Below are 25,443 nucleotides of genomic sequence, written 5' to 3'. Positions count from 1 at the left end.
GGGCTGACGCTGACAATGGTCGACTATCTGGCCCGAACCGGAGTTGTTCGGCCATCGATCGAAGCGAAACCTGGCCGTGGACGCCCGCGGATCTACTCATTTGGAGACCTCGTTGCTCTTCGGGCTCTAAAAACGCTACTCCGCGCTGGCGTAGACGTCTTGCATCTCCGGAAGGGAATCGCCGGCTTACAGAAGTGCTACGGCAAATCGCTTGCAACATGCCCGGCCGATTACCTATTCACTGATGGTAAGTCTCTCTACCTTCGGAACGGTTCGGACCCGGTCTCCGACGTGTCGAAGGGAGGACAATTGGTCTTCCTCTTCATGTGCGACCTCCGCCACCTGGACTTGGAAACGCGCCGAGATGCCGAAACACACTCAATCCCGCGTCGAGTCTGCGGATGAATGCGATGACGCCTACCCGGCTATCGAATAACGCATTGGCGCAGCTAGTCGGGGACGCAGCAGTTGCTAAGCGCCGCGCCCGAATCGTCGGAGGTGTTGCTGCTGCTCGCGGCCACGACTATGAACAGCTCTTCATTGCGCATCGAGTGGCCAGACTTCTGATGAAGTTTGAAACGACGGGTACGGACGCCACTGTGGAGTGGCAGTCGGCCGAGTTTATCGATGACGTAGTGGTGCGGCGAGACTCAGCCTTGTGTGTGAAGGCGTATCAGCTGAAGAACACCGCAGAGGTTAGCTGGACAGCGAATCAAAATACGATTACTGAGGACTTTCAGCTGCAAGCAACTGTAAGTGCAATTGAGGGATACACAAGGACGCGACTTCGCTTGGTTTGCTCGGACAGGGATCGAGCGACTAGGTTAAACAATGGCGTTCCCGCGACGATCGCTGCCCAGACAAAAGCAATCTTCTTCCCCTATCACGAGAAGGTGCAAAAGGTGATCGAGGGGCATGCCTGGATGCGCGATGACTTCGCCTTACTATCTAGGCACGCTGACCCCTCCTTGGTGGACTGCGTCGATGTAGCAAGCGTGCTTGCAGGCGCTTGGTCTGTTCTCAAACCGACCGCGGCAGTGAGTGCGGTTTTCCAACAAGCACGACGAACATCACCTACAATTCTGAGACCCTTTGTTCCGGGTGCCGACCCTGCCGCTCGGCTCCGGCCTGAGGTTCGAGTCATCCTCGATGGTTTGCCAGGGTTCAAGTACGATATCGTAAGGGGCTTCCTGAAATGGTCGTTAGATGCCGGCAATACTTCGGGCACGCTCAAAATCGACTGCTTCGACCCAGATTTCGATGCTCTCCAAGATCAAATTGTGCAGCGCACGCCTGCCACCTTCGAAGAGATTGAGGAGTTACTCTGATGAGAGCTTTCACAAACTTCGCGGATGATTCCACACGCTCGCTCCTGGGAATTCTTGCAGACAAGAGCTCGAGCGAAGAACTGTATCGAAGCGCCATGGGCAAGCTCGGCGAGGCACTCGCTGAAGTTATTGCGCGTGAATTTGCAACCGCATGCCGTGGAAGCGTCTACTTAGTGTGCACGGTTGAGGATGCAGATTTTCTTGCCCGGGGTCTGCTTGAAGGTCTTCTGGCGACCGGAGTTGATTCATCTCAAGTCAGGTTCGCATGTTTTTGGAACGAGCGGTCACGCAAGTTCACGAACTCTGATATCGAGGCTTTTGATATAGCTCCCATCGTCAAGCAGTACAAGGAACCGGTCGACGTGAGCTCGACGCTCCTGATCATGGTCAAATCGATCATATCTGGAGCGTGCGTTGTGAAGACCAACTTGTCGACGCTGGTCGAAAAGGCGATCCCTCAGAGAGTTATTGTTGCTGCACCAGTGATGGTCCGCGGATCGAAGGACAGACTGGCTTCAGAATTCTCTCCGGAGTTGGCTGGCCGCTTCGAGTACGTGACGTTCGCCTTAGATGATCCCGCGACTGGTGCTGATCATCTGGTCGAGCCTGGAATTGGCGGGTCCGTCTACAAGAGACTAGGCATGGAGAACAAAGCTTCTTACGTCCCGGATTTGGTGAAACGGCGGCGTCGGAGCTTTTCCGCAACAGCCTAGCGCGTGGCTGCGCAATTCCCATGTGGAATGGTGTCCCCGGACCTCTCTTAAACTACCCGAGCCAATCTTCCCCAGGGTGCTCCTATGTGTTCAGCCGAGAGTTTGACCAATGCTTTAGCACTCGCGAAAGTGGGGCGATGAACACGTTCTTCAGCGGTGCCATGTTGATTGTTGGTATAACTTAGGCTGTTCGCGCGAACCTCTTACACCTACGTTCGCAACTTCAGCGCGCTGATTTGGCAAATTTCCGCGTTTGGGTGATCTTTCGTGTTATGCGCATGAAAAAACCGCCGCGGTCTTGAGTGCCTTGTGGTGCCGCCGTCCCTCTCGAACTGTTGCGTTGATGGTGTAACTGTAAGCGTGCCCCCGTAGGTGCCCCCTCATGCGTTGGCGACAAAGGGCTATCGCTACGGACTCAACGGCTTACGATTGATTGACGTGTTTTGCATTGGCAAGTGATTTGACGATGACCGGTCGTCGCTAGTTTCCTAGGAGCGACTCTCATGTATAAATATATACAACTTTCGAAATTAGCGTCAGCATTTTGCTTGCAATCGCTCACCGCCCTAGCTCCGACCACAGGCCAGCTTCGGCGAGGCGGCGCCATAGCGCGCGCCGGCTGACATGGGGGCAAGGAACTGCTGGATGTGGCTAACTGACCCGACCGATCCTTTAATTGCATCGGCAAGATCGGCCGCACCGCGTCAGCCCGTGCGAATGGGCGCCACCGCTACGGGTGCGCTTCCTGCAGCCTCAATACCACTCCAGCAACGACAAGCCCACCCCCACATACGTCGCCCGATGGTTGTAGTCGATCAGGCTCTCGCCATAGCCGTCGAACAACTGCACATGTCCACGAAGCTGATTGTGGATCGGGAAGGCCCAGTCGAACTGGACGGCGCCGCCTTCGGGGCTGGGGCGCAGCATGAGGGCGAATTCGTGGCCGTTCCAGACGCGCACGAGCTGGATGTCGCCGTGGCCGACGTAGTCGCCGATGTCGGGATTGTCGGATTTGTCGAACTCTTCGTCGACGATCCACCAGGGGCGGATCATCAGGGTCCAGTCGTTGTGCTCGAAACCGACCTGGCCGATGACGCGGTTCCAGCTGCGCGACAGCGGCAGGCTGCGGCCGTTGGACTGGTGGTTCACGCCGATGCCGAGCAGGCGGCCGTCCCAGCCGAAGATGCGGTAGTTGGAGCGGAACACCATCATGAGTTCCGGCTCGTAGTTGGTCTCGCGGAACGGGCGCGAGATCTGCGGATTCCCGACCTGCCAGTGCGAGGCCTGGGTGTAGCCGAGCCAGAGGTCGCCGTTGTCGCCGAACAGGTTCTCGAGGATCTTGCCCTTGAAGCTCAGCTGGAACTTCATCTCGGCGGCTTTCAGGCGCTCGGGTAGTTCGACGCTGTGGTTAGGCGACGGGCTGGTCGGCGACGCGTTGATGTTCGACGTATGGAAGAACGGCAGCACGTAGAGCGGCTTGTAGCCGCGGATGTTGAACGCGCCGAGCTTGGAGTCCGCATCGAGTTCCCAGCGGCTGTCGAGCAGTGAGCGGTCCGGCGTGCGCGTGGCACTGCGACCTTCATACGCATACAGCGCCTGCTGTTCCGGCGCGATCGCCGCATTCGGCGGGGGCGCAACGGGACGCGGGAACTGCGAGTCGTAGCACGCCAGGCGCTCGGAGTCCGCAGCGATCGCGGCGCAGGCGCGCGGCTCGCTGGGCGTGGTGGCGTGCGCCGCGGCGGCGGGCAACAGCAGGGCGGCGACGACAGTACGCAGAACCATGGCAGCAGGAATTCCAGGCGGAAAAGCGGATGCTAGCAGGCGACCCGGTCGCGGTTTCGTGCAAATGCGTGCGCACTGCCATGCGTTGCGACATGACGCACACCCCCGAAACCCGTTCTAATGTCGCCTTCGCCCGCGGATGGTGCTTTATGCGTACGATGCTTCTGGCCGGCCTGCTGGCCATTTCCCTGCCTGCGATGTCCGAAAAACTCACGATCGAACGCATTCTCGACGACCCGGCCGTGCTCGGCGCCACGCCGCGGGGTCTGAAGATTTCGCCGGACGGGACGCGCGTGACCTTCCTGCGCGGCAAGGCCGACGACCAGAATGCGCTGGACCTGTGGGAATACCATCTGGCCGACAACGCGACGCGCCTGCTCGTGGATTCGCGCGTGCTGCAGCCGACCGAGGAAGTGCTGTCGGACGCGGAAAAGGCCACGCGCGAGCGGCAGCGCATCGCCGGGCTCAAGGGCATCGTCAACTACCGCTGGGCGCCAGACGGCCAGCGCCTGCTGTTTCCGCTGGCCGGCCAGCTGTACCTGTACGACCTTGCCGCTGCACCGGCCGACGCGGTGCGTTCGCTGACGCCGAAGGACGCGGAAATCATCGACGCGCAAGTCGCGCCGAGCGGCCGCTACGTGTCCTTCGTGAGCCGGCAGAACCTCTGGGTCGTCGATCTCAAGACCAACCTCAAGCAGCGCCTGACCGATGACGGCAAGGACACGGTGCACAACGGCGAGGCCGAGTTCATCGCGCAGGAGGAAATGGAGCGCTTCAGCGGCTACTGGTGGTCGCCCAAGGGTGACTGGATCGCGTTCGAGCGCTATGACGAAGCGGCCGTGCCGGCCGTGCAGCGCTTTGAGATCCAGCCCGACCGCACGGACGTGACCGAGCAGCGCTATCCGGCCGCGGGCCAGCCCAACGCGACGGTGAAGCTGGGCCTGATGCGCCCGACCGGCGGCCGACCGCGCTGGATCGATCTCGGCAGCGACGCGGACATCTATCTGAACCGTGTGAACTGGACGCCGGACGGCAAGCAGGTCGCATTTCAGCGTCAGACGCGCGACCAGCGCCGGCTGGACCTGATCCTCGTCGACGTCGACACGCTCAAACAGCGGCTGCTGCTCAGCGAGACCAGTACGAACTGGGTCAACCTGCACGACGACCTCAAGTTCCTGTCGCGCCAGAGCGCCTTTGTCTGGTCCTCGGAGCGCAGCGGCCGAAAACATCTGTATTTGTACGATATGGAAGGAAAGGAAAAATTCCCTCTTTCCAGCGGCGACTGGAACGTCGATCGCGTGCTCGCCGTGGACGAAGCGGCGGGTCTGGTCTACATCGCCGCCAACCGCGACCACGCGCTGGACAAGCAGGTCTACGCGCTCAAGCTCGACGGCAGCACCGCGGCCAACCCGCAGCGCATCACGAGCGAAGACGGCTGGCACGAGGCGACGTTCGCGAACGACAGTGCTGTGGTATCGCTGTTCGTCGACGCCTGGAGCGATCCGCGTACGCCAACCCAGGTCAGCGTGCGCAAGCCCAGCGGCGAGCGCCTGGCCTGGCTTGCGGAGAATCGCGTCGACGACAATCACCCGTACGCACCCTATCGCGCCGAGCACATCGTGCCCGAGTTCGGCAGCATCAAGGCAGGCGATGGGCAGGATCTGTGGTATCGGCTGTACAAGCCAGCCGGTTTCGACGCGGCGAAGCGCTATCCGGTGATCTCGCATTTCTACGGCGGACCGACCGCGCAGCTCGCCAAACGCGATTTCGGCGACCTGTTCGACCAGTATTTCGCGCAGCAGGGCTATGTCGTCATCACCCTCGACAACCGCGGCATGGCGCGCCGCGGCCGTGCGTTCTCGGATCCGATCCACCGCCAGCTCGGCGAGATCGAGGTGCAGGATCAGCGCGCGGCGCTGCAGTGGCTCGCCAACCAGCCGTGGGTCGATGGCAAGCGCATGGGCGTGTTCGGCTGGAGCTATGGCGGCTATCTCAGCCTGATGATGCTGGCCAAGTCCTCCGATCTCGTCGCGGCCGGCGTGTCGGTCGCGCCGGTCACCGACTGGTCGCTCTACGACACGCACTACACCGAGCGCTATCTCGGCATGCCCAAGGACAATGCCGAGGGCTATCGCAAGAGCGGCGTGCTGCCCTGGCTGGACGGCATGACGTCTCCGCTGCTGCTGATCCACGGCATGGCCGACGACAACGTGCTGTTCACGAACTCGACCCAGCTGATGGCCGAACTGCAGAGCCGCGGCAAGGCGTTTGATCTCATGACCTATCCGGGCGGCAAGCACGGCATGTCGACGCCGGCGATGAAGAAGCACGTCTACAACACGATCAGGCGCTGGTTCGACCGGCAGCTCAAGACCCCGCAGCCCGGGGGCTGACAGGGTTGCGTGGATCCCGCGTTTGTGGGCCGGCGGGTGGATTCCTGGTGCGATAGGCTTGGCGTGGACGTTCACCCGGGGGAGAGTGCGATGTGTCGAGGCGCGCAGGTTGTCTTTCTGGTCGCGGCCGCTGCCGTGGGTTGTGCGGTGCAGGCCGCCGAAGACCTGGCCAGCGCCTGCGGCGTCGGCCGCCGCGTCGTGCTCGAGGACGGGACGCGGGGCGTGGTGACGTCCACCGGCACGATCACGGGCTGCTACGTGAAGCTCGACGACGGTAGCCTGGTAGCCAGCTACCCCGAGCAGATGCGCTTCGAGGAGACTACCGGGAGCGCTGCCCCGCAAGCGGACAGCACGCCGCCGGCGCTTGGTGTATACGAATGCACAACTCCCGGCGTCGGCATTAACGCGGCCGCGATGTTCGGCCTCGTCGATGCGCAGAACTATCGCAACTTCGACGGCAAGCGCGGCCGCTACGCCTTCGACACTGGCAGCGCGACGCTGGTGCTGCTCAGCGGCGACAGTGCAGGTCTGCGCTACCGCAGGGCCTCGGCACGCTCGTTTCGCCTGCTCGAGGACGGCGACAAGCCCAGCGGGACCCACTGCGTTCTCAACACCGCCAAAGACGTAAACGGCGGTCCCTGGTAGTTCCGTAAGGACACGCCGACCGGTTGATGCGAAGGCGCAGCAATCGACCCATGCCGGATGTGCGCGGCAGGACTACACAAACCGCCCCGACTGGAAATCGCGGATCGCCGCGACGATCTGCTCGGGCGTGTTCATGACGAACGGGCCGTACTTCGCGACCGGTTCGTTGAGCGGCTTGCCGGCGACGAGGATCAGACGTGTCGCGTCCGTGCCTGCGGCGAGCGTCAGTGCTTCGCCGTGGCTCAGCACACCGAGTTCGCCGCGCGGCAGCGTGCGTGCCGAATCGCCATCGCCTACGATCGCTTCCCCGTCGTAGACATAGACGAAACCGTTGTGCCGCTGCGGCAACTGCGCCGTCCACTGCGCGCCGGGCTGCAGACGCACGTCGACATAGATCGGCGCAGTCGCGACGTCGGTGACCGGTCCGGAAATCTCGCCGATGCGACCGGTCAGCAGGCGCAGCTCGACGCCGTCGGCCGGCCGCAGCTGCGGCACCTGTTCGGGCGCGATGTCCTGGTAGCGCGGCGCGGTCATCTTGTCCGCGGCCGGCAGGTTGACCCAGAGCTGGAAGCCCCACATCAGGCCGTCTTCCTGTTCCGGCATCTCCGAGTGCACGATGCCGCGGCCTGCCGTCATCCATTGCACGCTGCCGGCGCGCAGCATGCCGGTATTGCCCTGGTTGTCGCCGTGGCGCATGTTGCCGGCGAGCATGTAGGTCACGGTCTCGAAGCCGCGGTGCGGATGGCTCGGGAATCCCGCCAGATAGTCGCTGGCCTGATCCGAGCGGAACTCATCGAGCATCAGGAACGGGTCGAGCATGTCCAGCGCCGGCTGGCCGATCAGGCGGTTGAGCTTGACGCCGGCCCCGTCGCTGGCGGGTTGGCCGCGCACGGTCGTGACGACGCGGCGCGACGTGAGGGCGGTGGCATTCATGGCGTGCTCCCGAGGGTGAAGCCCGCAAGATGGTCGCCGTGGCTGGCAAAGCCAAGCGACGTGGCGTGAACAGGTTGCTCGCGGAACAGCAACAATGCGGAAACGAGTGAGGAGGAGTGAGAAAACAGAAAAAGCGGTCGGCTCTCACTTGTTTCTCACTCCTCACCCATTCCTGCTCAATGCACCCAGCGCCCGCCACGCCGCCGCGGCGGATCGCGGAACTCGCTCGATGCCGCGCCGCTGCCGGCCTTCTCGCGCTCGCTCGCCGGATGTACGCGCCAATACTGGGCGACCTGCGAAACGACCTGCGGAATGTGCGCGAGGCAGTCGTCGTATTCCTGTTCGGTCAGGCGCTCGAATTCGGCCTCGGCCGTGAGCACGCCTTCGTCGACGGCCAGGGCCATGACGGGGCCGAGCATCTCCATGAGCTGCGCGTCTTCGGCCAGGCGCGATTCCCACGCGCTCGCGCGCAGGTCGATCGCACGGCTCACGCCTTCGCACCAGCCCGCGGCGGACAACGCGACGCCGCCGTCCTCGAGATCGACCTCACCGAGGATGGGCTCGTAGGTCTCGGCGTCGATCTCGCCGAGGATGGAGTCGTTGAGCTTGGCCAGCAGCAGCAGCATGCGTTCGCCCTGCTCTTCGTCGGTGAACGGCGCATGCAGGACTTCGGGCAGCCATTCGTCGGGCATCGCCGGATCCGGGCCTATCGCCAATATCGTCAGCAGGCCATGCACGCCGTCGAGCAGCAGGTCGGCTTCGTTCTCGCGCGCATGCGTGCGCAGGAACTGGTCGAGCTCGTCCAGTTCGTGATCTTCGAGGGAAATTGCCAGTTCGCGTTCGGTCATTCGTTGAGTTCCAGCAGGGCCGGCGCGTGGTCCGACGGACGTTCCCAGCGGCGCGGCTCCAGATCGATGCTCGCGCCGGCGAAGCGAGGACGCAGCGCCTGGCTGGCCAGCACGAGGTCGATGCGCAGGCCGAGGTTGCGGCGGAACGCCGCCTGGCGATAGTCCCACCAGCTGAAGGCGCCGTCGTTGGCGTGGAAATCGCGGAAGGTATCCGACAGGCCGATGCCGAGCATCCGCTGCAGCGCAGTGCGTTCGGGCACGGAGCATAGGATCTGGTCCTTCCAGGCGATGGGGTCGTGCACATCGCGGTCTTCCGGCGCGATGTTGAAGTCGCCGAGCACGATAAGGTTGGGATGGCGCGCGGCCTCCTCGGCGAGATGGTCGGTCACGCGGGCGAGCCAGTCGAGCTTGTAGGCGTATTTCTCGCTGCCGACGGTCTGGCCGTTGACGACGTAGAGGTTGGCGATGCGCAGGTCGCCGACGCTCGCGATCAGGATGCGGCGCTGCGGGTCATCCAGTCCGGCGACATCGGTGACGATGTCCTCCGGCATCGCATGGCGCGCGAGCAGAGCGACGCCGTTGTAGGTCTTCTGCCCGGAAAACACGCACCGATAGCCAAGGCCGGCGAGGTCCGTATCTGGAAATTTAGCATCTTCCAGTTTTGTTTCCTGCAGCGCGACGATGTCGGGCTGGGCGGCGGCCAGCCACTGCTTGAGATGCGGCAGGCGCACGTTGAGCGAATTGACGTTCCAGGTCGCGATTTTCATGGGCGGATTCTAGCAGTGCTCGTCTGTGCCGCCAGGAACGGCACGGACACTGGGGCGGCCGGCGACGCTGTGGCGAAGCCGGGCGGACGTCAGGCCCGAGCTCACGCCGCGGCCTGGTCCAGTCCGTAGCTGTGCAGCAGCGCCGCCGCGTCGGGCTCGCGACCGCGGAACGCGACGAAGCTCTCCAGGGCCGGGCGTGAACCGCCGACCGCGAGCACTTCGCGCCGGAATGCCTCGCCCGTGTCGCGGTTGAACACGCCTTCGGCCTCGAAGCGCGAGAACGCGTCGGCCGACAGCACCTCGGCCCAGAGGTAGCTGTAGTAGCCCGCGCCGTAGCCGCCGGAAAAGATGTGGGTGAAGCTGTGCGCGAAGCGCTGCCAGGACGGCGGCAGGATGACGGCGACCTCGCTGCGCACCTGCTGCAGCACCTCGTTCGTGCGCGCGCCGCGGGCCGGATCGAACTGCAGGTGCAGGCGGAAATCGAACAGGCCGAATTCCAGCTGTCGTACGAGGAACATGCCGGCCTGGAAATGGCGCGCGGCGAGCATGCGCTCGAACAGCTCCTGCGGCAGCGCTTCGCCGGTCTCGTGGTGACGTGCAAACAGATCCAGCGTCTCGCGCTGCCAGCCGAAGTTCTCGAGGAACTGACTCGGTAGTTCCACCGCGTCCCATTCGACGCCGCTGATGCCCGAAACGCCGGGATAGTCGATCTCGGTCAGCAGGTGATGCAGGCCGTGGCCGAATTCGTGGAACAAGGTCAGCACGTCGTCGTGGGTCAGCAGCGACGGCGCCGTCGCGGTCGGCGGCGGGAAGTTGCAGGTCAGGTAGGCGATCGGCCGGTGCAGGCCGCTGTCGTCGCGGAAACGCGAACGGCATACGTCCATCCACGCGCCGCCGCGCTTGCCGCTGCGCGCGTAGAGATCGACGTAGGTGCCCGCGATGCGCTGGTCCTGCGCATCGAATACGTCGTAGTAGGCGACGTCGTCGTGCCACACGTCCACACCGTCGCGGCGTTCGAGGCGGATGCCGAACACGCGCGTGCAGATCGCGAACAGCCCGTCCATGACCGCGGGCAGCGGGAAGTAGGGCTTGAGTTCTTCTTCGTTGAGGTTGAAGCGGCGTTCGCGCAGCTTCTCGGAGGCGTAGCCGATGTCCCAGGGCTGCAGGTCGGCCAGTCCCAGCTCCGCCGCGGCGAACGCGCGCAGTTCGGCGATTTCGCGTTCGGCGACCGGCCTGGCGCGGCGCACGAGATCTTCGAGGAAATCGAGCACCTTGCGCGGCGAGGTCGCCATCTTGGTCGCGAGCGATTCTTCCGCCGCGTCGGCGAAGCCCAGCAGCTGCGCGGCTTCATGGCGCAGCGCTAGAATCTGTTCGATGCGCGCCGTATTGTCGTATTCGCCCGCGTTCGGGCCCTGGTCGGATGCACGCGTCGAGTACGCCGTATAGACGCGTTCGCGCAGCGCGCGGTCGTCGGCATAGGTCAGTACGGCCTGTACGCTGGGCTGCTTGAGCGTGACCAGCCAGCCGTCGCGTTCGTCTTCTTTGGCGTAGGCCGCCAACACGTCGCGGCCGGATTCCGGAATACCGGCGAGCGCCGCCTCGTCGGCGATGTGCTCGCTCCAGGCTTCGGTCGCGTCGAGCACGGCTTCCTCGAATTCGGTCGCCAGGCGCGACAGGTCGTTGGCGATGGCCTTGAAGCGCGAGCGCGCGGGTTCCTCGAGGGCGACACCGGACAGGCGGAAATCGCGCAGCGCATGTTCGGTCAGCGTGCGCGCCGGACGCGCCAGCGCGGCGAAATCGCTGCGCTGGGCGACGGCATCGACGGCGGCGTAGAGCGCGCGATTCTGGCCCAGCTCGGTCGAATGCTCGGTGATAGCCTCGAGCGCGGTCGAATACGCCTTGCGCAATTCATCCGAATCCTTGACCGAGTGCAGGTGCGACACGGGCGACCACGCGCGGCCCAGCCGCTCGTCCCAGTCCTCCTGCGGCAGCAGCGTGTTGGCGAAGTCGCGCGTCCCGGTCGACGCGGTCAGCTGGTCGATCGCGGCCTGGTAGTCGGCGAGGAGGCGTTCCACCGCGGGCACGACATGTTCGGGCCGGATTTCGGAAAAGGCCGGCAGTTCGCTGTCGCGCAGCAGGGGATTCGTCGCATCCATGGTCGTCGTCCGGCATCAGGCAATGCGCCAAGGTGTAGCGCCGCCGGGCGAAAATCAAGCACATCGGGTGGTTACCGTGCGGTCACGGCCGGGCTCGGCGTAGCATGCGCGCATGAGCGCCGCCGATATTCCGTTGACCCTGCCGGTGCGCGAACTGCTGCGCCAGTCGTCCCTGTTCCGGCATCTGCACGACGACGAGCTCGCCGCGCTGGAACAGTTGCTGGAGTGGTTCGTGCTGCCTGGCGGCGCGACCCTGTTCGAATTCGGCGATACCTCCGACGCGCTGTATCTGCTGCGTTCCGGCAGTCTCGGCGCGTTCCGCCGGCACGACGACAGCGAGATCGAGGAGCGCATCGGCCTGATCGCGGCGGGTGAAAGCGTCGGCGAGCTGGGGCTCATCGTCGACCAGCCGCGTTCGGCCACGGTACGCGCGTTGCGCGACTCGGAATTGCTACGCCTGTCGCGCGCGGCGTTCAACGATCTGGTGCGGCGCCAGCCGACGGCCATGCTCGAGGCCGCGCGCGTCGCCGTCGAACGCCTGCTGATGCGGCGCACCGGAGATCTGCTTTCCTCGCCGCGTACCCTGGCCGTGCTGCCGCACGATGCGGGCATCGACGCCCGCGAGTTTGCGCTGGCGTTGCAGCAGTCGCTGGAAAGCTACGGCAGCTGCCGCGTGCTGGATGCGGCGCAGGCCGCCGATCAGACCAGCGCCTGGTTCGCGGCGCAGGAAACCGCATCGCGCTTCGTGATCTACCTCGCCGGCGCGACGCACGACGGCTGGCGCGAACTGTGCGTGCGCCAGGCCGATGCGCTGGTGCTGCTCGCCGACGCGGGGACGTTGCCGTCGCCCTGGTCTGAGCGTGCCTGCCAGGGCACGCAGCAGGCGTTGCATCGTCCGCGGCATCTCGTGCTGTGGCATGCGCGCGGCCACGTCGTCTGGGGCCGTGGTGCCGACTGGCTGGCGGCCGCGCCCGGCGCTCGCCTGCATCACTGGTGCCGGCCCGACGATATCGAGCGCATCGCGCGCCTGATCGCCGGTCGCAGCCTCGGCCTCGTGCTGTCCGGCGGCGGCGCGCGCGGCTTCGCGCACATCGGCGTGATCCGCGCGCTGCGCGAAGCGGGCATCCGCATCGACTCGGTCGGCGGCACCAGTATCGGCGCGATCATCGCCGCCGGTGTCGCGGCGGGCTGGAGCGACCACGAGATGATCGAGAACTACCGCCGCGCCTTCGTTGCCGGCCGGCCGCTGTCGGACTACACCTTCCCGTTCGTCGCCATGACCACGGGCCGACGCGTGTCCGACCTGCTGCAGCAAGCCTTCGGCGAAAGGCATATCGAGGACCTGGAGCTGCCGTTCTTCGCCGTTTCGGCCAACCTGACCAGCGGCGACGCGGTGACCCACCGCGCCGGTCCGCTGTGGTACTGGCTGCGCGCGAGCTCGGCGATTCCCGGCGTGCTGCCGCCGGTGTTTCACGACGGCCAGGTGCTCGTCGACGGCGCCGTGATCAACAACCTGCCGACCGACGTGATGCGCGAGCAGTCGGTCGGCGACGTGATCGCGGTGGACATCGGCGCCGACGACGTGCTGCACGCCGGCGTGCAGGAATTTGCCTCGCCGCACGGCTGGCGCCTGCTGCTCGACCAGTTCGGCACACCCAACCGGCCCGGCGTCGTCAGCATCCTGCTGCGCGCGGGCATGGTGAACTCCAAGGCGGCCAACGCCGATCGCCGCGCCAAGGCCAGCCTGCTGATCGCACCGCCGGTCACCGGCGTGGGCCTGCTCGACTGGATGTCCTACGAGCGTGCGATCGAACTCGGCTACCAGTACGCGCTGCGCGAGATCGGCGGGCCGAAGGATGCGCTGGCGGACGATACCCCGCTCTTCTAGGTAGCCTTAGCAGTACGGCTCTTGTGCCCTACCCCAGATCTCCACAACCCTGGCCAACGCTGTGCGTTGGCCGTCCGGCCCGTTGGGCGTTCAGAGTGATCAGAACCGGTGGTTCTGAGCGATCACTCTTCACCGCCTTTACTGAAGGGGCTCCAGAATCAAAAGCGCATGGCGGCATTTTTTGGCGGTTCTGGGCGCACTTTCAGAAATCTTCATTCGCGTTTCAGGCGAATCATTCGTCGTGCCGCCAGGCTTGCCGGCGTCATCAACGGAGTACGCCATGCTGCGAACGATCATTCTGATTCCCCTGCTTGCCTATGCCGCGGCCGGTGCCGCCTACCAGCCGCCAGAGAGCCAACCGGACGGCTGGCCGGTTGCCGATGCATCGAGCGTCGGCTGGGACGTGGCGACGCTCGACGCGCTGGGCGCGAAGCTCGCGGACAAGGACCACGCCGCCATCACGAGCGTGCTCGTCGCTCAACAGGGCCGGCTGGTCCATGAGGTCTACGCCAACGGCGGCAGCCGCGACCAGCTCAACGACATGCGTTCGGCGACCAAGACGCTGACCGCGCTGCTCGTCGGCGCGGCCATCGATCGCGGCAAGATCCCGGGCGACGAGGCCAAGGTCTATCCGTATTTCCGCGATGTCGTCCGCGCGCGTGGTCTCGACGCGCGCAAGGCCGCGATGTCGCTGCAGGACCTGCTGACCATGAGCAGCGCCTGGGAATGCAATGACGAAAACAATTTCTCCAGCGGCAACGAGGAGCGCATGTACGTCAGCGAAAACTGGACCGCATTCGCGTTGAACCTGCCGGTGCGCGGCTACGCGCCGTGGAACCCGCGGCCGGAAGACAGTCCCTACGGACGCGCGTTTTCCTACTGCACGGTGGGGTCGTTCGTGCTGGGCGCCGTGGTCGAGCGTGCGACCGGACAGCCGCTGGCGCGCTTCGCACACGATGCGCTGGAGCAGCCGCTGGGTATCGCGCAGGTGCAGTGGAACCGGTCGTCGGAAGGTGTGGGCATGGGCGGCGGCGGGACGCGCTACCGCACGCGCGATATCGCGAAGTTCGGGGATTTGTTGCGCGACGAAGGACGCTGGCAGGGCAAGACCGTAGTCTCCGCCACGTGGATCCGCGCGATGCTGACACCCCGCGCGGTCCCGCGCGATGCGACCGAATACGGCTACCAGCTCTGGCGCTTCCGCTTTCCGGTGCGTGGCCAGGACGAATGGGTCTGGGCCATGTCGGGCAACGGCGGCAACTACGTGTTCGTCGCGCCGCAGTTCGATCTCGTCGCGGTCATCACGAGCACGGGCTACAACCAACGCGAGTCGCATCCGCGCTCGCAGGCGCTGTTTCGCGACTATGTGCTCAAGGCGCTGCCGCACGCTGCGCGCTGAGGGCGCTGGCGCTGGCCATCGATCCGGCGATGCGCGGTGCGGCTTTCGGCGTGCGACGCGCCAGTGTTCGCGCCGCCTCGCGGAATGCGCCGCGTGCGTTCATTCCGCCTTGCGCGCAGCGGCGGCCTGCGCGATCGACGCGGCCGCGTCGTCGCGTTCGCGCTTGACCCGTCCAGCGATGTCTTCCAGCAAGGCCGCGAAATCCGGCTCGGCCGCGAGATCCGCGAACAGCGCCGAGGTCTGCAGATAGGCACGGTCCCGCCAGCCATCCTCGACCGCGTCACGCAGCGCGGCGATGGCGGCGGCCTTGTCGCCGCGCGCGAGCTGCAGCACGGCGAGTTCGAGCTGGTTCTCCGGCCAGCTGCTGCGGCGCTGCGCGCTGGCGGCGACGATCTCGGCCGTGCGCTGGTCCAGCCAGGCCGGGTCCGGTGCCGGTAGCGCGTACAGCCGCGCGAGCGTCTCCGGCAGGCTGGCATGCGGACGCAGCCGCGCCGCGGCAGCGAATGCCGCGGCGGCGGCTTCGTGCCGGCCGCGCAGCAGGTCCAGTTGCCCGCGCAACAGATACAGTTCCGGATGCTCGCTGCGCCGCTGCGCTTCGGCCAGGGCCGTTTCCGCATCGGCCAGGCGGCCCTGCAGGAATAGGCAGCGCGGCCAGGTGGCATTGGAATACACATTGTCGGGATACAGGCGAAAGCTGCGTTCGTAGCGGTGTTCCGCCGCGGCCGTCTCGCCGAGCAGCTCGAGATTGCGTGCGATCTGGATGTCCAGAAAGCGCGGCCGGCGGCCCGCCCGCTGCTCCACGTCGAGATTGCGCGCGAGCGCGTCGGCCAGACGTCCCTTGACCATGTACAGATAGGCCAGCGACGCGGCGCTGTCGATGCGCGCCTGCGGATCGAGCGCGACCGCGCGCTCGTAGTGCGCGATCGCGTGGGCCATGTCGCCGAGGCAGTCGTGCGCATAGCCCAGCGCGGCTTCGGCCAGACTGTTGCGCGGTTCGGCCTCGAGCACGGCTTCGGCCAGCACCTGCGCGCGGCCGGCCCATTCCGGTGCCTGGTTGTAAAGGCACACGCGCGTGCTGTAGGCAAAGCTCAGGCCGAGCTGCGCGTCGTGGTCGCCCGCATCGCGGCGCAGCAGCTCCTCGTACAGGTTCACGGCGCGATCGATATCGTCCTTCTGGCCGATGCCCGCGTAGTAGCGCGCTCGCTGCAACACTTCGTCGCGCTCGCTCGCCGGCCCGGCGGTCGTCAGCGGACGACGCACCAGCATCAGAACTGCCAATGCGACCAGCGGCAGCGCGATCAGCAACAGCACCCAGCGCAGCTCACGCGACGTTTTTTGCGCGGACGTCGCCGTTGACGCCGCCGCTGTCGCGGCCGGTACATCGTCCGCGACCGGCTGCGGCACTGAACACAACTGGTAACCCTTGCCGCGCACCGAGCGCAGGTAGCGCGGATTGCGCCCGTCGTCACCGAGCGCCTGGCGCAGCAGCCGGACGCGCTGGGTCACGGTTTCCTCGCCGACCACGGCTGGTGCCCACACGCAGGCGATCAGCTCGTCGAAGCCGACGACGCGGTCGCCCTGTGCCAGCAGGTAGGCAAGCAGATCGAAACTCAGGCCGGCGACATCGAGCGCCGCGTCGCCGCGCCGCACGCGGCGCCGGGCGATATCGATCTCGAGATCGTCGAGGCGGTACGCGCCGGCAGACATGCGCGGTGACGGATGCGGCAACCGGCGGTGCCGGTCAGCGCGTCAGGAAGCGCGTGACAAAACCGGCCAGCCCGCGGTACGGCGGCCGCAGCAGCGACAGCGAACTCCAGCGCGCCTGGCGGAATACCGGCAGCTGCTTGGAGAAGGTCAGGAAACCGTGGTGACCGTGGTAGTGCCCCATGCCCGACGGGCCGACGCCGCCGAACGGCAGCTCGCTTTGCGCATTGTGGTAAATGCAATCATTCACGCTGACGCCGCCGGCCACGCAGTTCTCCAGCACCTGGCGCGTGCGGCCGCGGTCGTGGTCGAAGTGGTACAGCGCGAGCGGGCGCGGCCGTTCGTTGATGTAGTCGATCGCCGCGGCGACCGAGTCGACCGTGACGATCGGCAGGATCGGCCCGAAGATCTCGTCCCGCATGACGCGGCAGTCCTCCGGCGCGTCCAGGATCACGGTCGGCGCGAACACGCGCGCGTCGATGTCGTGGGCCTCGGCTCCGGGAATCGTCAGCACCTGCGCGCCGCGCAGGGCGGCCTCGTCGGCGAGGCCTTGCAGGCGCGCGTACTGGCGCGCGTTGACGATGCTGGTGTAGTCCGGGTTCACGCGCAGGTTCGGGTAGTGCTTTTCCACATAGTCGCGCAGTGCGGCGACGAAGGGCTCGCGGTCCTCGCGCTGCAGCAGCACGTAGTCCGGCGCGATGCAGGTCTGTCCCGCATTGAGGAACTTGCCGGCGGCGATGCGCGCGGCCGCGGTGGCGACCGGATAACCCGGCGCGACGATCGCCGGCGACTTGCCGCCGAGCTCCAGCGTGACCGGCGTCAGATTCGGTGCGGCGGCGGCCATGACCTTGCGTCCGACCGGCGTGGAACCGGTGAACAGCAGGTGGTCGAATGGCAGCCCGGCGAATTCGGCGGCGACGTCCGCATCGCCCAGCACGGTCGCGACGCGATCGGCCGGAAAGACCTCGCTCAGCAGCTCGGCCAGCGCCTGCGACGTGCGCGGCGTGAACTCCGAAGGCTTGAGCATGACGTGGTTGCCGGCGCCGATCGCGCTGACCAGCGGGATCAGCGCCAGGTTAACCGGGTAGTTCCATGGCGCGATGATGCCAATGACGCCGAGCGCCTGATAGCGGATCTCGGCGCTGGCCGGCAGAAAGGTCCAGTCCACGCTGCGCGAGCGTGGCCGCATCCAGCGGCGCAGGTGGCTGCGGACGAGATCGATTTCGTGCAGCACGGTCATGCCGTCGGTGAGCAGCGACTCGTGGCGCGAACGCCGGCCGAAGTCGGCGCTCATCGCATCGACCAGGCCGTCGAGGCGGCGCTTGAACGCCGACCTCAGGCGGGCCAGGTCATCCATGCGCTGGGCATAGTCCGGGCGTTGCGCATTCCAGGCGTCGCGCAGTTCGGCGAGCGTGGCGTTCAGAGACGGCGGGCGGCTGGCGGTGTCCATGCGGCAATGGTAGTCGGGAATTGCCCACGGTAAACGGCCGTTCGATACCTTCGTCGCCATTGGCCCGGCGGCGACCCCCGCGCTACCCTCGCGGTCCTTTCCCCTGCTCCCGGCTGGCCATGGCTCTGCGTCCGTATCGCGGTATCGATCCTGTCGTGGCCGCCTCGGCCTACGTCGACCCGGCCGCCGTCGTCATCGGCGATGTGCACATTGGCGCCGACAGCTCGATCTGGCCCTGCGTCGTCATCCGCGGCGACGTGCATCGCATCCGCATCGGCGCGCGCACCAACGTGCAGGACGGCTGCATCGTGCACGTGACCCACGACGGACCGTATTCGCCCGGTGGCTTTCCAACCCTGATCGGCGACGACGTGACGATCGGCCATGCAGCGGTGATCCACGCCTGCACGATCGAGGACGCCTGCCTGATCGGCATGCACGCGACCGTGCTCGACGGCGCCCGCGTGCGCAAGCACGGCTTCGTCGGCGCCGGCGCGGTCCTCGCGCCCGGCAAGGAAGTCGGCGAAGGTGAACTCTGGCTCGGCAATCCCGCCCGCTTCGTGCGCCGCCTCAGCGACGAGGAAATCCAGCGCCTGTACTACTCGGCCGAGAAATACGTCGAGCTGAAGAACGATTACCTCTGACGTATCGGTCGACGGAACTGGCCAGGCCGGGCAGGAACGGAACGCGCTACCGAGGGTACAGACACGGCGCGCAACGCTTCGTACAACTGCGCGGGGCCCAGCAGGATATCGCGCAGTCCGTCGCGTACCCCCTCGGAACCCAGCGCCTGTGAACTCATGGTCTGGTGCGCGGGGAGTATGTCCATCCGCTCCGGCGTGGCCGCGGTTGACCGGCAGCAAGATCGTTTTCTGGTCCTGTCAGCCGCTTCGAAATGATGTTCCTGGCACAGATTTATCGATCCCGCGCTGAGAGCCGTGGCCGAATGCCGTCTGGAATGGAGCGCTGGCCGGCAAGCCGTGCAACTGCGCTTGCATTTCCCTGATCGCAATTAAAGCGAGCGTTAACCGCGCCAGTACTAGCCAGGCATGGCTGTCACTGTCAGCTTGCGCTCGCCAGTGACAGCAAGAGGGTCACCCGCAAGGCCGTCGGAATTTTCCGAACTGAATGGGCGGAAAAATCCGGCTCCGGCCCCAGAATTTACCTATACCGCTGTGAGCCGTCGCTTCGTTCGAGTATCAACCCCTGGCGCGAAAAAGACCGTTGACGTTCGCCAATGTGCGCATCCTGCTGACGACAGATCGGACGAAGGAGTCACGGACCGATCGGCCGCGGTGGCATCACATCGTCAGACGACCTTTCGGGGCGACGTCATCGCTTCGAGAGTGCCTATCCACTGCAACGCATGTTCTCTGCTTTCGCCGCACATGGCCGGCTCGGGCCTCAATCGTCCGCACACGTCCGGACGGTCCGGACGGCCGAAGATGCCGCAGCGGTAGTCGTCGGCGAGATGTATGCAGCGCACGCCGGCCGGCTTGCCCTGCGGCATGCCGGGAATCGGCGAGGAGATCGACAGCGCGATGCAGCAGGCGCCGCAGCCGGCGCGGCAGGCATGGCGGCCGCTGGCCGGGTCGAAAACCAGGGCGCTCACGCGGCGTCCAGGCGCTCGCGCAGTTCGGCGTGGACGGCCTCGGTGTCCGGGCGCACGCCGTGCCAGATCGCGAATGCCTCGGCGGCCTGCTCCACGAGCATGCCCAGGCCGTCGAACACGTGGGCGGCCTTGGCCGTGCGCGCCCAGGCCAGGAACGCGGTCGCGGCGCGGCCGTAGGACAGGTCGTAGCACAGTGCGCGCGGCGCGACGATGGCGAACGGCAGGTCGATGGCCGTGCCCTGCACGCCGGCCGAGGTGGCGTTGATGATGAAGTCCCAGCTGCCGAGCGTCGCCAGGTCGTTCCAGTAGCGCACATGGACGCGGCCGGGCTGGCCGATGCGGTCGGCCAGCGCGTCGGCGCGCTCGGCGTTGCGGTTGGCGATGGTCAGCGAACGTACGCCGGCGTCGAGCAGGGCGAAGGCCACGCCCTGGGCGGCGCCGCCGGCGCCCAGCAGCAGCAGGTCGCGTTCGCGCAGATCCTGCTGATGGCGCTCGGTCAGGTCGACGATCAGGCCGGTGCCGTCCGTGTTGTGTCCACGCCAGCCGCTGCCGGGCAGCGGTTCGAGCGTATTGACCACGCCGCTGCGCGCGGCGTAGTCGGAAACCTGGGCGCAGCGTTCGAACGCGAGCGTCTTGAGCGGCAGGGTCACGTTCGCGCCGCTGCCGCCGGTGTGGCGGAAGTCGTCCAGTTGCGCGGCGAAGGTCTCCGGCGGTGCGTCGATGGCCTCGTAGCTCAGCGCGATGCCGGTCTGCTGGCCGAAGCGGTGGTGAATCGCCGGCGACAGCGAATGGCTGATCGGGTGGCCGAAAACGGCGTGGCGCTGCGGAACTTCGCTCATGGGGACGTCCTGAACAGGTTGGTTGAGTTTCGCAGCGTGAGCCAGACCAGATCCCCACTACCGCGCCACAGAGACAGGCAAGGATGGGTTCCGTGCTGTCGGGAGTTCCGACGATCCCTGCCGCTGACGCGAACCATTCTACGTGTCCGGAGCGGCGCCGCCGCAAGCGCATGACCATCGGCCCGTTGCCTTGTGCCACGGCTCAGTGGACTCTGTAGCCCCCTGAAACCTTGAGACAGATCATGCGCGTATCCCGATTGATCCTTGCGGCCGCGATTGCCGCGGTCTGCGCCGGCCCGGCGGCGGCTGAAAAAGCGCCCGCCGAGGTCGAACTCATCTCCCGTGATGCATTGTTCGGTAATCCAGAAAAGCTCGCCGTACAGATGAGTCCCGACGGCAAGTACCTGAGCTGGGTCGCGCCGCTGGACGGGGTACTGAATATCTGGGTCGCGCCGGCCGACGACCTGGCCAAGGCCAAGGCGGTCACCGACGACAAGGCGCGCGGCATCCGCAACTATTTCTGGAGCTACCGCAGCGCGACCCTGCTGTATTTGCGTGATACCGGCGGCGACGAAGACTTCCATCTGTTCTCGGTCGACGTCGGCAGCGGCGTCAAGCGCGACCTGACCGCATACCCCAAGACCCGCGCCATGTTCAACCAGGCCAGCCACCTGCATCCGGACCACGTGCTGGTCGCGATGAACGACCGCGATCCCAAGTGGCACGACCTCTACAAGGTCAACCTCGCCGACGGCAAGCGCGAGCTCGTGCAGAAGAACGAGCAGGAGATCGCAAACTATTTCTCCGACGCCGACCTGAAAGTGCGCATGGCGCAGAAGTCCCGCGCCGACGGCGGCCAGGACCTGCTCGAACCCGACGGCAAGGGCGGCTGGAAGAAGAGCGGCGACGTGCCGTTCGAAGACAGCCTGCTGACCTCGCCGATGGGCTATACGACCGACGGCAAGACCCAGTACCTGACCGATTCGCGCGGCCGCGATACGGCGGCGCTGTTCGCCGTCGACGTCGCCAGCGGCAAGAAGACCGTCGTCGCGGAAGACAAGCGTGCCGACATCGGCGACAACCTCCTCACCGATCCCAAGACCGGCGTGGCCCAGGCCGTTGCCGTGGACTACGAGCGCAGCGAGTGGAAGACGCTGGATCCGGCCATCGCCAAGGATCTCGAAACCCTGCGCGGCATTGGCCCGGGTACGTTCTTCGTCAACTCGCGCAGCCTCGACGACAAGCACTGGATCGTCGCGTATTCCGCGGCCGAGCAGCCAGCTGTGTACTACCGCTATACGCGCGAGACCGGCAAGGCCGGGCAGCTCGACAAGCTGTTCGCGGCGCGGCCGGCGCTCGAAGGCAAGCCGCTGGTGCCGATGTGGCCTCAGCTGATCAAGGCGCGCGATGGACTGACCCTGGTCAGCTATCTGAGCCTGCCCGCCGGCGCCGACGCGAACAAGGACGGCAAGGCCGACAAGCCGGTGCCGCTCGTGCTGCTGGTCCACGGCGGTCCGTGGGCGCGCGACAACTATGGCTACAACGGCTCGCACCAGTGGCTGTCCAATCGCGGCTATGCGGTGCTCAGCGTCAACTACCGCGGTTCCACCGGCTTCGGCAAGTCGTTCATCAGCGCCGCCGACCAGCAGTGGGCGACGACGATGCACGACGACCTGCTCGACGCCGTCGACTGGGCGGTCAAGAACAACGTCACGCGCAAGGAAGATGTCGCCATCATGGGCGGCAGTTACGGCGGCTATGCGACGCTGGTCGGACTCACCTTCACGCCGGACACGTTCAAGTGCGGCGTCGACATCGTCGGTCCGTCCAACCTCAATACCCTGCTCGCGACGATTCCGCCGTACTGGGCCGCGTTCTTCGAGCAGTTCGCCAAGCGCGTCGGCGACCCGCGCACCGAAGACGGCAAGAAGCTCCTCGCCGAGCGTTCGCCGCTGAGCCGCGTCGGCGCGATCAAGAAGCCGCTGCTGATCGGCCAGGGCGCGAACGACCCGCGCGTGAAGCAGGATGAGAGCGACCAGATCGTCAAGGCGATGAAGGCGAAGAACATCCCGATCACCTACGTCCTGTTCCCCGACGAAGGCCACGGCTTCGCGCGTCCGGCCAACAGCAAGGCGTTCAACGCGGTGGCGGAAGGCTTCCTGTCGCAGTGCCTCGGCGGCCGTGCGCAGCCGATCGGCGACGACTTCAAGGGATCCAGCATCAGCGTGCCCGAAGGCGCCGGCGGCGTACCCGGACTGGCCGAGGCGCTGAAGTCGCACACGCAGGAAGTGAAGAAGTAAAGGCACTGGCCAGCGCCGCGGACTTCGCGGCGCTGGCCAGTGTGCCGGCCCATCAGTTTTCGAGCGGGAAATTCCGGATTGATCGACCAGCTTCGCTGTTGAACACCGTCGCGAGACCAGGCGCGATGAGGAGACGTACCGCGTCAGTGCAAACGGTCGCAACGACGTATCGCGGCGAAAGTCGCCGGGATGTTCGGAAACCGATGGGTTGTCACTCTACGTGCGCTGCTCAGCCCTGCTGATCGCTGCGCTGCGGCAGGGACGGACGAACCGTCTGCGCCGGCGGCTGCGGACCGCGTTGCTGCGCCGCGCGGGCCCGGACGGCGGCCAGGACTTCCGGTGTCAGCAAGGCCGAGTCCGGCCGCGCCGTGGAATCGATGCGCGCCGCGACAAACGCGAACACCGCGCAGAAACCGCTGATCAGCGCGACCAGCAGGCCCAATCCCAGCAGCAGCGGATTGTTGGTGAAGATCGCGACGGCAACTCCCCCAAACAACATCAGCAGCCAGACAAACCGCATGGCGTAACTCCAAATGGGCAATCGCGTGCGGGCCGCATGATAGCGCACGAAATTGTGACGATTGAACCGCCTGTTCCGGCCGATGCGACGGCCGTCGACCGGGAAAGACTCCAGCCGTGATTTCTCACACTCTTCAGCTGCCGCCGCCGATGCGCTCGCCCTGGCGCGTGCTGCTCCCTCGTGCCGGCCCGTCGCAGTGTTGGCTACGCCTTTGCCGTCGCTCTGTCCGTTGCGCGCATCAGGACGGCGCCGCGACGGCCGCGCTACGAACGGGTGTGAGAAAACCGGCTAGGTTCCCCGCCGCCATGCGATGCAGCAGCCATCGCAACGCCGCGCGTGCTTGAAGCGCTGGCTGATCGCGGCGAGCATGGACAGCATTCCGGCCTGATCGGCGAGTGCGTGCCATGGACCTGCTTCAATCCACCGCGTTAGCGACCGGCCTGGCCTGGGCCAGCGGCTTCCGTCTCTACGCCGCCGTGCTGCTGCTGGGCGTGCTCGGCCGCTACGAAGTCATCACGCTGCCCAGCGGGCTGGCGCTGCTGCAGGACGACTGGGTGCTTTGGGTCAGCGGCGTGCTCGCAGTCGGCGAGTTCCTCGCCGACAAGATCCCGGCGTTCGATTCGGTCTGGGACGCGCTGCATACCTTCGTACGCATACCGGCCGGCGCGCTGCTGGCCTGGGGCGTGTTCCACGACGCCACGCCGGGCGTGCAGCTTGCCGCCGGGCTGCTCGGCGGCGTGATCACGTCCGGCACGCACCTGACCAAGGCTGGCACGCGCGCGATCATCAACACGTCGCCCGAACCGTTCACCAACTGGGGTGCGAGCGTCGGTGAAGACCTCACCCTGCTCGGCGGCCTGTACCTGATCTGGAATTACCCGTGGGTTTTCCTCGCGCTGCTGGCGCTGTTCCTGCTGCTGGTCGTCTGGTTGCTGCCGAAGTTGTGGCGCGCGCTGCGCCGTGTCTGGCGTCGCTTGCGTGACCAGCCCCGCGGTGTGGTCGCCACGTAGCGCCGACGCCGATCGCAGGGATTGCGACGGCGCCGCCGCAGATTCCCGCACCATGTCCGACCTCGACAAACGTTCCCTCGACAGGCCGGCCCGCATCAAAGGCCGCGGCAGCCGCGACAATCCGGCCGGCCGCTTCGAAGTCACCACGCACGAAGCCGTCGACGACGGCTGGTACCAGGACGGCGAACCCGCCGCGCCGCCGCGCACCCAGGTCAGCGAAGAACGCGCGCGGCACATCATCTCCAGCAACGTCTCACCCGACGTGCCGTTCGACACGTCGATCAACACCTATCGAGGCTGCGAGCACGGCTGCGCCTACTGTTATGCGCGGCCGTCGCATGCGTACCTCAATCTCTCGCCGGGCCTCGACTTCGAAACCAAGCTGTTCGCAAAGACCAACGCCGCCGAAATCCTGCGCAAGGACCTGAGCAAGCGCGGCTACGCGTGCAGCGCCATCAACCTCGGCGCCAACACCGACGTCTACCAGCCGATCGAAAAGCGCTACCGCATCACGCGCCAGGTGCTCGAAGTCCTCAACGCCTGCAACCACCCCTGCACCATCATCACGAAGAACGCACTGATCGAGCGCGACATCGACATCCTTCAGGACATGGCCGCACGCAAACTCGTCCACGTCTTCATCTCCGTCACCTCGCTCGACAACCAACTCAGCAGCCGCCTCGAACCCCGCGCGACCGCACCGCACCGCCGAATCCAGACGATGGCCACGTTAACGGCCGCCGGCATCCCGACGAGCGTCAACGTAGCCCCCATCATCCCCGCGCTGACCGACATCTGGATCGAAGCCATCATCGAACAGGCCGCCGCAGCGGGTGCGATCAGCGCGGGCTACACCGTCGTGCGCCTGCCGTGGGAACTCAAGCAACTCTGGGAAGACTGGCTCGAAACGCACTACCCGGAACGCAAGCAGCATGTGCTCAGCGTGCTGCGGAATATTCGCGGCGGTGAACTCAACGAGCCGCGATTTGGATTCCGCATGCGTGGCGAAGGGCCATTTGCGGATCTGATCCGGAATCGGATTGCGTTGGCGTGCAAAAAGTATGGGATTCGGCGAAGGGCGAATCTGGAACTGGATACGAGTCATTTCAAAGCCCCGCGGGCTGAATCGCCGCAGGCGGATTTGTTTGGGTGACGC

At 65.8% G+C, this 25,443-nt stretch carries 20 protein-coding genes; 10 read left to right on the top strand and 10 right to left on the bottom strand.

Going from position 1 to position 25,443, the window contains the following annotated elements; translation table 11 throughout:
- The first annotated feature begins 401 nt into the window (after window positions 1–401).
- The gene (locus tag RUU78_RS20130; RefSeq protein ID WP_313919470.1) at window positions 402–1,328 is read left to right on the top strand and encodes a hypothetical protein; all 927 of its coding nucleotides are present in this window, start codon (window positions 402–404) and stop codon (window positions 1,326–1,328) included.
- Window positions 1,328–2,041 (top strand): hypothetical protein, encoded by a 714-nt coding sequence (locus RUU78_RS20125; protein ID WP_313919469.1) that lies wholly within the window; start codon window positions 1,328–1,330, stop codon window positions 2,039–2,041. The genes RUU78_RS20130 and RUU78_RS20125 overlap by 1 nt, the downstream gene beginning before the upstream one ends.
- A 753-nt stretch (window positions 2,042–2,794) precedes the next feature.
- Here RUU78_RS20125 and RUU78_RS20120 read toward each other — a convergent pair.
- Complete coding sequence (locus RUU78_RS20120) at window positions 2,795–3,823, bottom strand: phospholipase A (protein WP_313919468.1); 1,029 nt, start codon at window positions 3,821–3,823, stop codon at window positions 2,795–2,797.
- A gap of 149 nt (window positions 3,824–3,972) precedes the next feature.
- Between RUU78_RS20120 and RUU78_RS20115 the strand changes: the two genes are divergently transcribed.
- Window positions 3,973–6,216 (top strand): S9 family peptidase, encoded by a 2,244-nt coding sequence (locus RUU78_RS20115; RefSeq protein ID WP_313919467.1) that lies wholly within the window; start codon window positions 3,973–3,975, stop codon window positions 6,214–6,216.
- A 90-nt stretch (window positions 6,217–6,306) separates the two neighbouring features.
- The gene (locus RUU78_RS20110) at window positions 6,307–6,861 is read left to right on the top strand and encodes a hypothetical protein (RefSeq protein WP_313919466.1); all 555 of its coding nucleotides are present in this window, start codon (window positions 6,307–6,309) and stop codon (window positions 6,859–6,861) included.
- 72 nt (window positions 6,862–6,933) lie between these two features.
- Here RUU78_RS20110 and RUU78_RS20105 read toward each other — a convergent pair whose 3' ends face one another.
- From RUU78_RS20105 to RUU78_RS20090, 4 genes are all read right to left on the bottom strand, one after another.
- On the bottom strand, window positions 6,934–7,794 hold the full coding sequence (locus RUU78_RS20105; RefSeq protein WP_313919465.1) for a pirin family protein: 861 nt from the start codon (window positions 7,792–7,794) through the stop codon (window positions 6,934–6,936).
- A 176-nt stretch (window positions 7,795–7,970) separates the two neighbouring features.
- Window positions 7,971–8,642: a YecA family protein gene (locus tag RUU78_RS20100; RefSeq protein ID WP_313919464.1), complete on the bottom strand. Its 672-nt coding sequence runs from the start codon at window positions 8,640–8,642 to the stop codon at window positions 7,971–7,973.
- The gene (gene xth / locus RUU78_RS20095; RefSeq protein ID WP_313919463.1) at window positions 8,639–9,409 is read right to left on the bottom strand and encodes an exodeoxyribonuclease III; all 771 of its coding nucleotides are present in this window, start codon (window positions 9,407–9,409) and stop codon (window positions 8,639–8,641) included. Before xth ends, RUU78_RS20100 begins: the two co-directional genes overlap by 4 nt.
- Before the next feature lie 101 nt (window positions 9,410–9,510).
- Window positions 9,511–11,565, bottom strand: a complete 2,055-nt coding sequence (locus tag RUU78_RS20090; RefSeq protein WP_313919462.1) for a M3 family metallopeptidase — start codon at window positions 11,563–11,565, stop codon at window positions 9,511–9,513.
- A 112-nt stretch (window positions 11,566–11,677) separates the two neighbouring features.
- Between RUU78_RS20090 and RUU78_RS20085 the strand changes: the two genes are divergently transcribed.
- Together RUU78_RS20085 and RUU78_RS20080 are read left to right on the top strand one after the other, a co-directional pair.
- Entirely contained in the window at window positions 11,678–13,453 is a 1,776-nt protein-coding gene (locus RUU78_RS20085; protein ID WP_313919461.1) for a patatin-like phospholipase family protein, read from the top strand.
- A 280-nt stretch (window positions 13,454–13,733) separates the two neighbouring features.
- Window positions 13,734–14,852 carry a serine hydrolase gene (locus RUU78_RS20080; RefSeq protein ID WP_313919460.1) on the top strand — a complete coding sequence of 373 codons (1,119 nt, stop codon included), beginning with the start codon at window positions 13,734–13,736 and terminating at the stop codon, window positions 14,850–14,852.
- 99 nt (window positions 14,853–14,951) lie between these two features.
- Here the strand turns inward: RUU78_RS20080 and RUU78_RS20075 are convergent, their stop codons facing one another.
- Both RUU78_RS20075 and RUU78_RS20070 read right to left on the bottom strand, forming a co-directional pair.
- On the bottom strand, window positions 14,952–16,559 hold the full coding sequence (locus RUU78_RS20075; RefSeq protein ID WP_313919459.1) for a winged helix-turn-helix domain-containing protein: 1,608 nt from the start codon (window positions 16,557–16,559) through the stop codon (window positions 14,952–14,954).
- 34 nt (window positions 16,560–16,593) lie between these two features.
- Entirely contained in the window at window positions 16,594–18,006 is a 1,413-nt protein-coding gene (locus RUU78_RS20070) for a coniferyl aldehyde dehydrogenase (RefSeq protein WP_313919458.1), read from the bottom strand.
- Window positions 18,007–18,125: 119 nt separating this feature from the next.
- Between RUU78_RS20070 and RUU78_RS20065 the strand changes: the two genes are divergently transcribed.
- Window positions 18,126–18,650, top strand: coding sequence for a gamma carbonic anhydrase family protein (locus RUU78_RS20065; RefSeq protein WP_313919457.1), 525 nt, complete (start codon window positions 18,126–18,128; stop codon window positions 18,648–18,650).
- A 665-nt stretch (window positions 18,651–19,315) separates the two neighbouring features.
- On the opposite strand, the gene RUU78_RS20060 is transcribed toward RUU78_RS20065, so the two are convergent.
- A complete protein-coding gene (locus tag RUU78_RS20060) occupies window positions 19,316–19,618 on the bottom strand; it encodes a YkgJ family cysteine cluster protein (protein WP_313919456.1) in 303 nt (100 codons plus the stop codon).
- Window positions 19,615–20,457, bottom strand: a complete 843-nt coding sequence (gene aroE / locus RUU78_RS20055) for a shikimate dehydrogenase (protein WP_313919454.1) — start codon at window positions 20,455–20,457, stop codon at window positions 19,615–19,617. The genes RUU78_RS20060 and aroE overlap by 4 nt, the downstream gene beginning before the upstream one ends.
- Window positions 20,458–20,840: 383 nt before the next feature.
- Between aroE and RUU78_RS20050 the strand changes: the two genes are divergently transcribed.
- Window positions 20,841–22,757 carry a S9 family peptidase gene (locus RUU78_RS20050; RefSeq protein ID WP_313919493.1) on the top strand — a complete coding sequence of 639 codons (1,917 nt, stop codon included), beginning with the start codon at window positions 20,841–20,843 and terminating at the stop codon, window positions 22,755–22,757.
- Between the two features lie 229 nt (window positions 22,758–22,986).
- Here RUU78_RS20050 and RUU78_RS20045 read toward each other — a convergent pair whose 3' ends face one another.
- The gene (locus tag RUU78_RS20045) at window positions 22,987–23,277 is read right to left on the bottom strand and encodes a hypothetical protein (protein WP_313919452.1); all 291 of its coding nucleotides are present in this window, start codon (window positions 23,275–23,277) and stop codon (window positions 22,987–22,989) included.
- Between the two features lie 404 nt (window positions 23,278–23,681).
- Here RUU78_RS20045 and RUU78_RS20040 point away from each other — a divergent pair, with 404 nt between their 5' ends.
- Entirely contained in the window at window positions 23,682–24,287 is a 606-nt protein-coding gene (locus RUU78_RS20040; RefSeq protein WP_313919451.1) for a DUF4126 domain-containing protein, read from the top strand.
- 52 nt (window positions 24,288–24,339) lie between these two features.
- The gene (locus RUU78_RS20035; RefSeq protein WP_313919449.1) at window positions 24,340–25,440 is read left to right on the top strand and encodes a PA0069 family radical SAM protein; all 1,101 of its coding nucleotides are present in this window, start codon (window positions 24,340–24,342) and stop codon (window positions 25,438–25,440) included.
- Window positions 25,441–25,443 lie beyond the last annotated feature (3 nt).

This window comes from Tahibacter sp., assembly GCF_032229445.1.
Taxonomy (GTDB): domain Bacteria; phylum Pseudomonadota; class Gammaproteobacteria; order Xanthomonadales; family Rhodanobacteraceae; genus Tahibacter.
The sequence above is the reverse complement of the archived record's forward strand: the minus strand, read 5'-3'. Positions and strand labels throughout refer to the sequence as shown.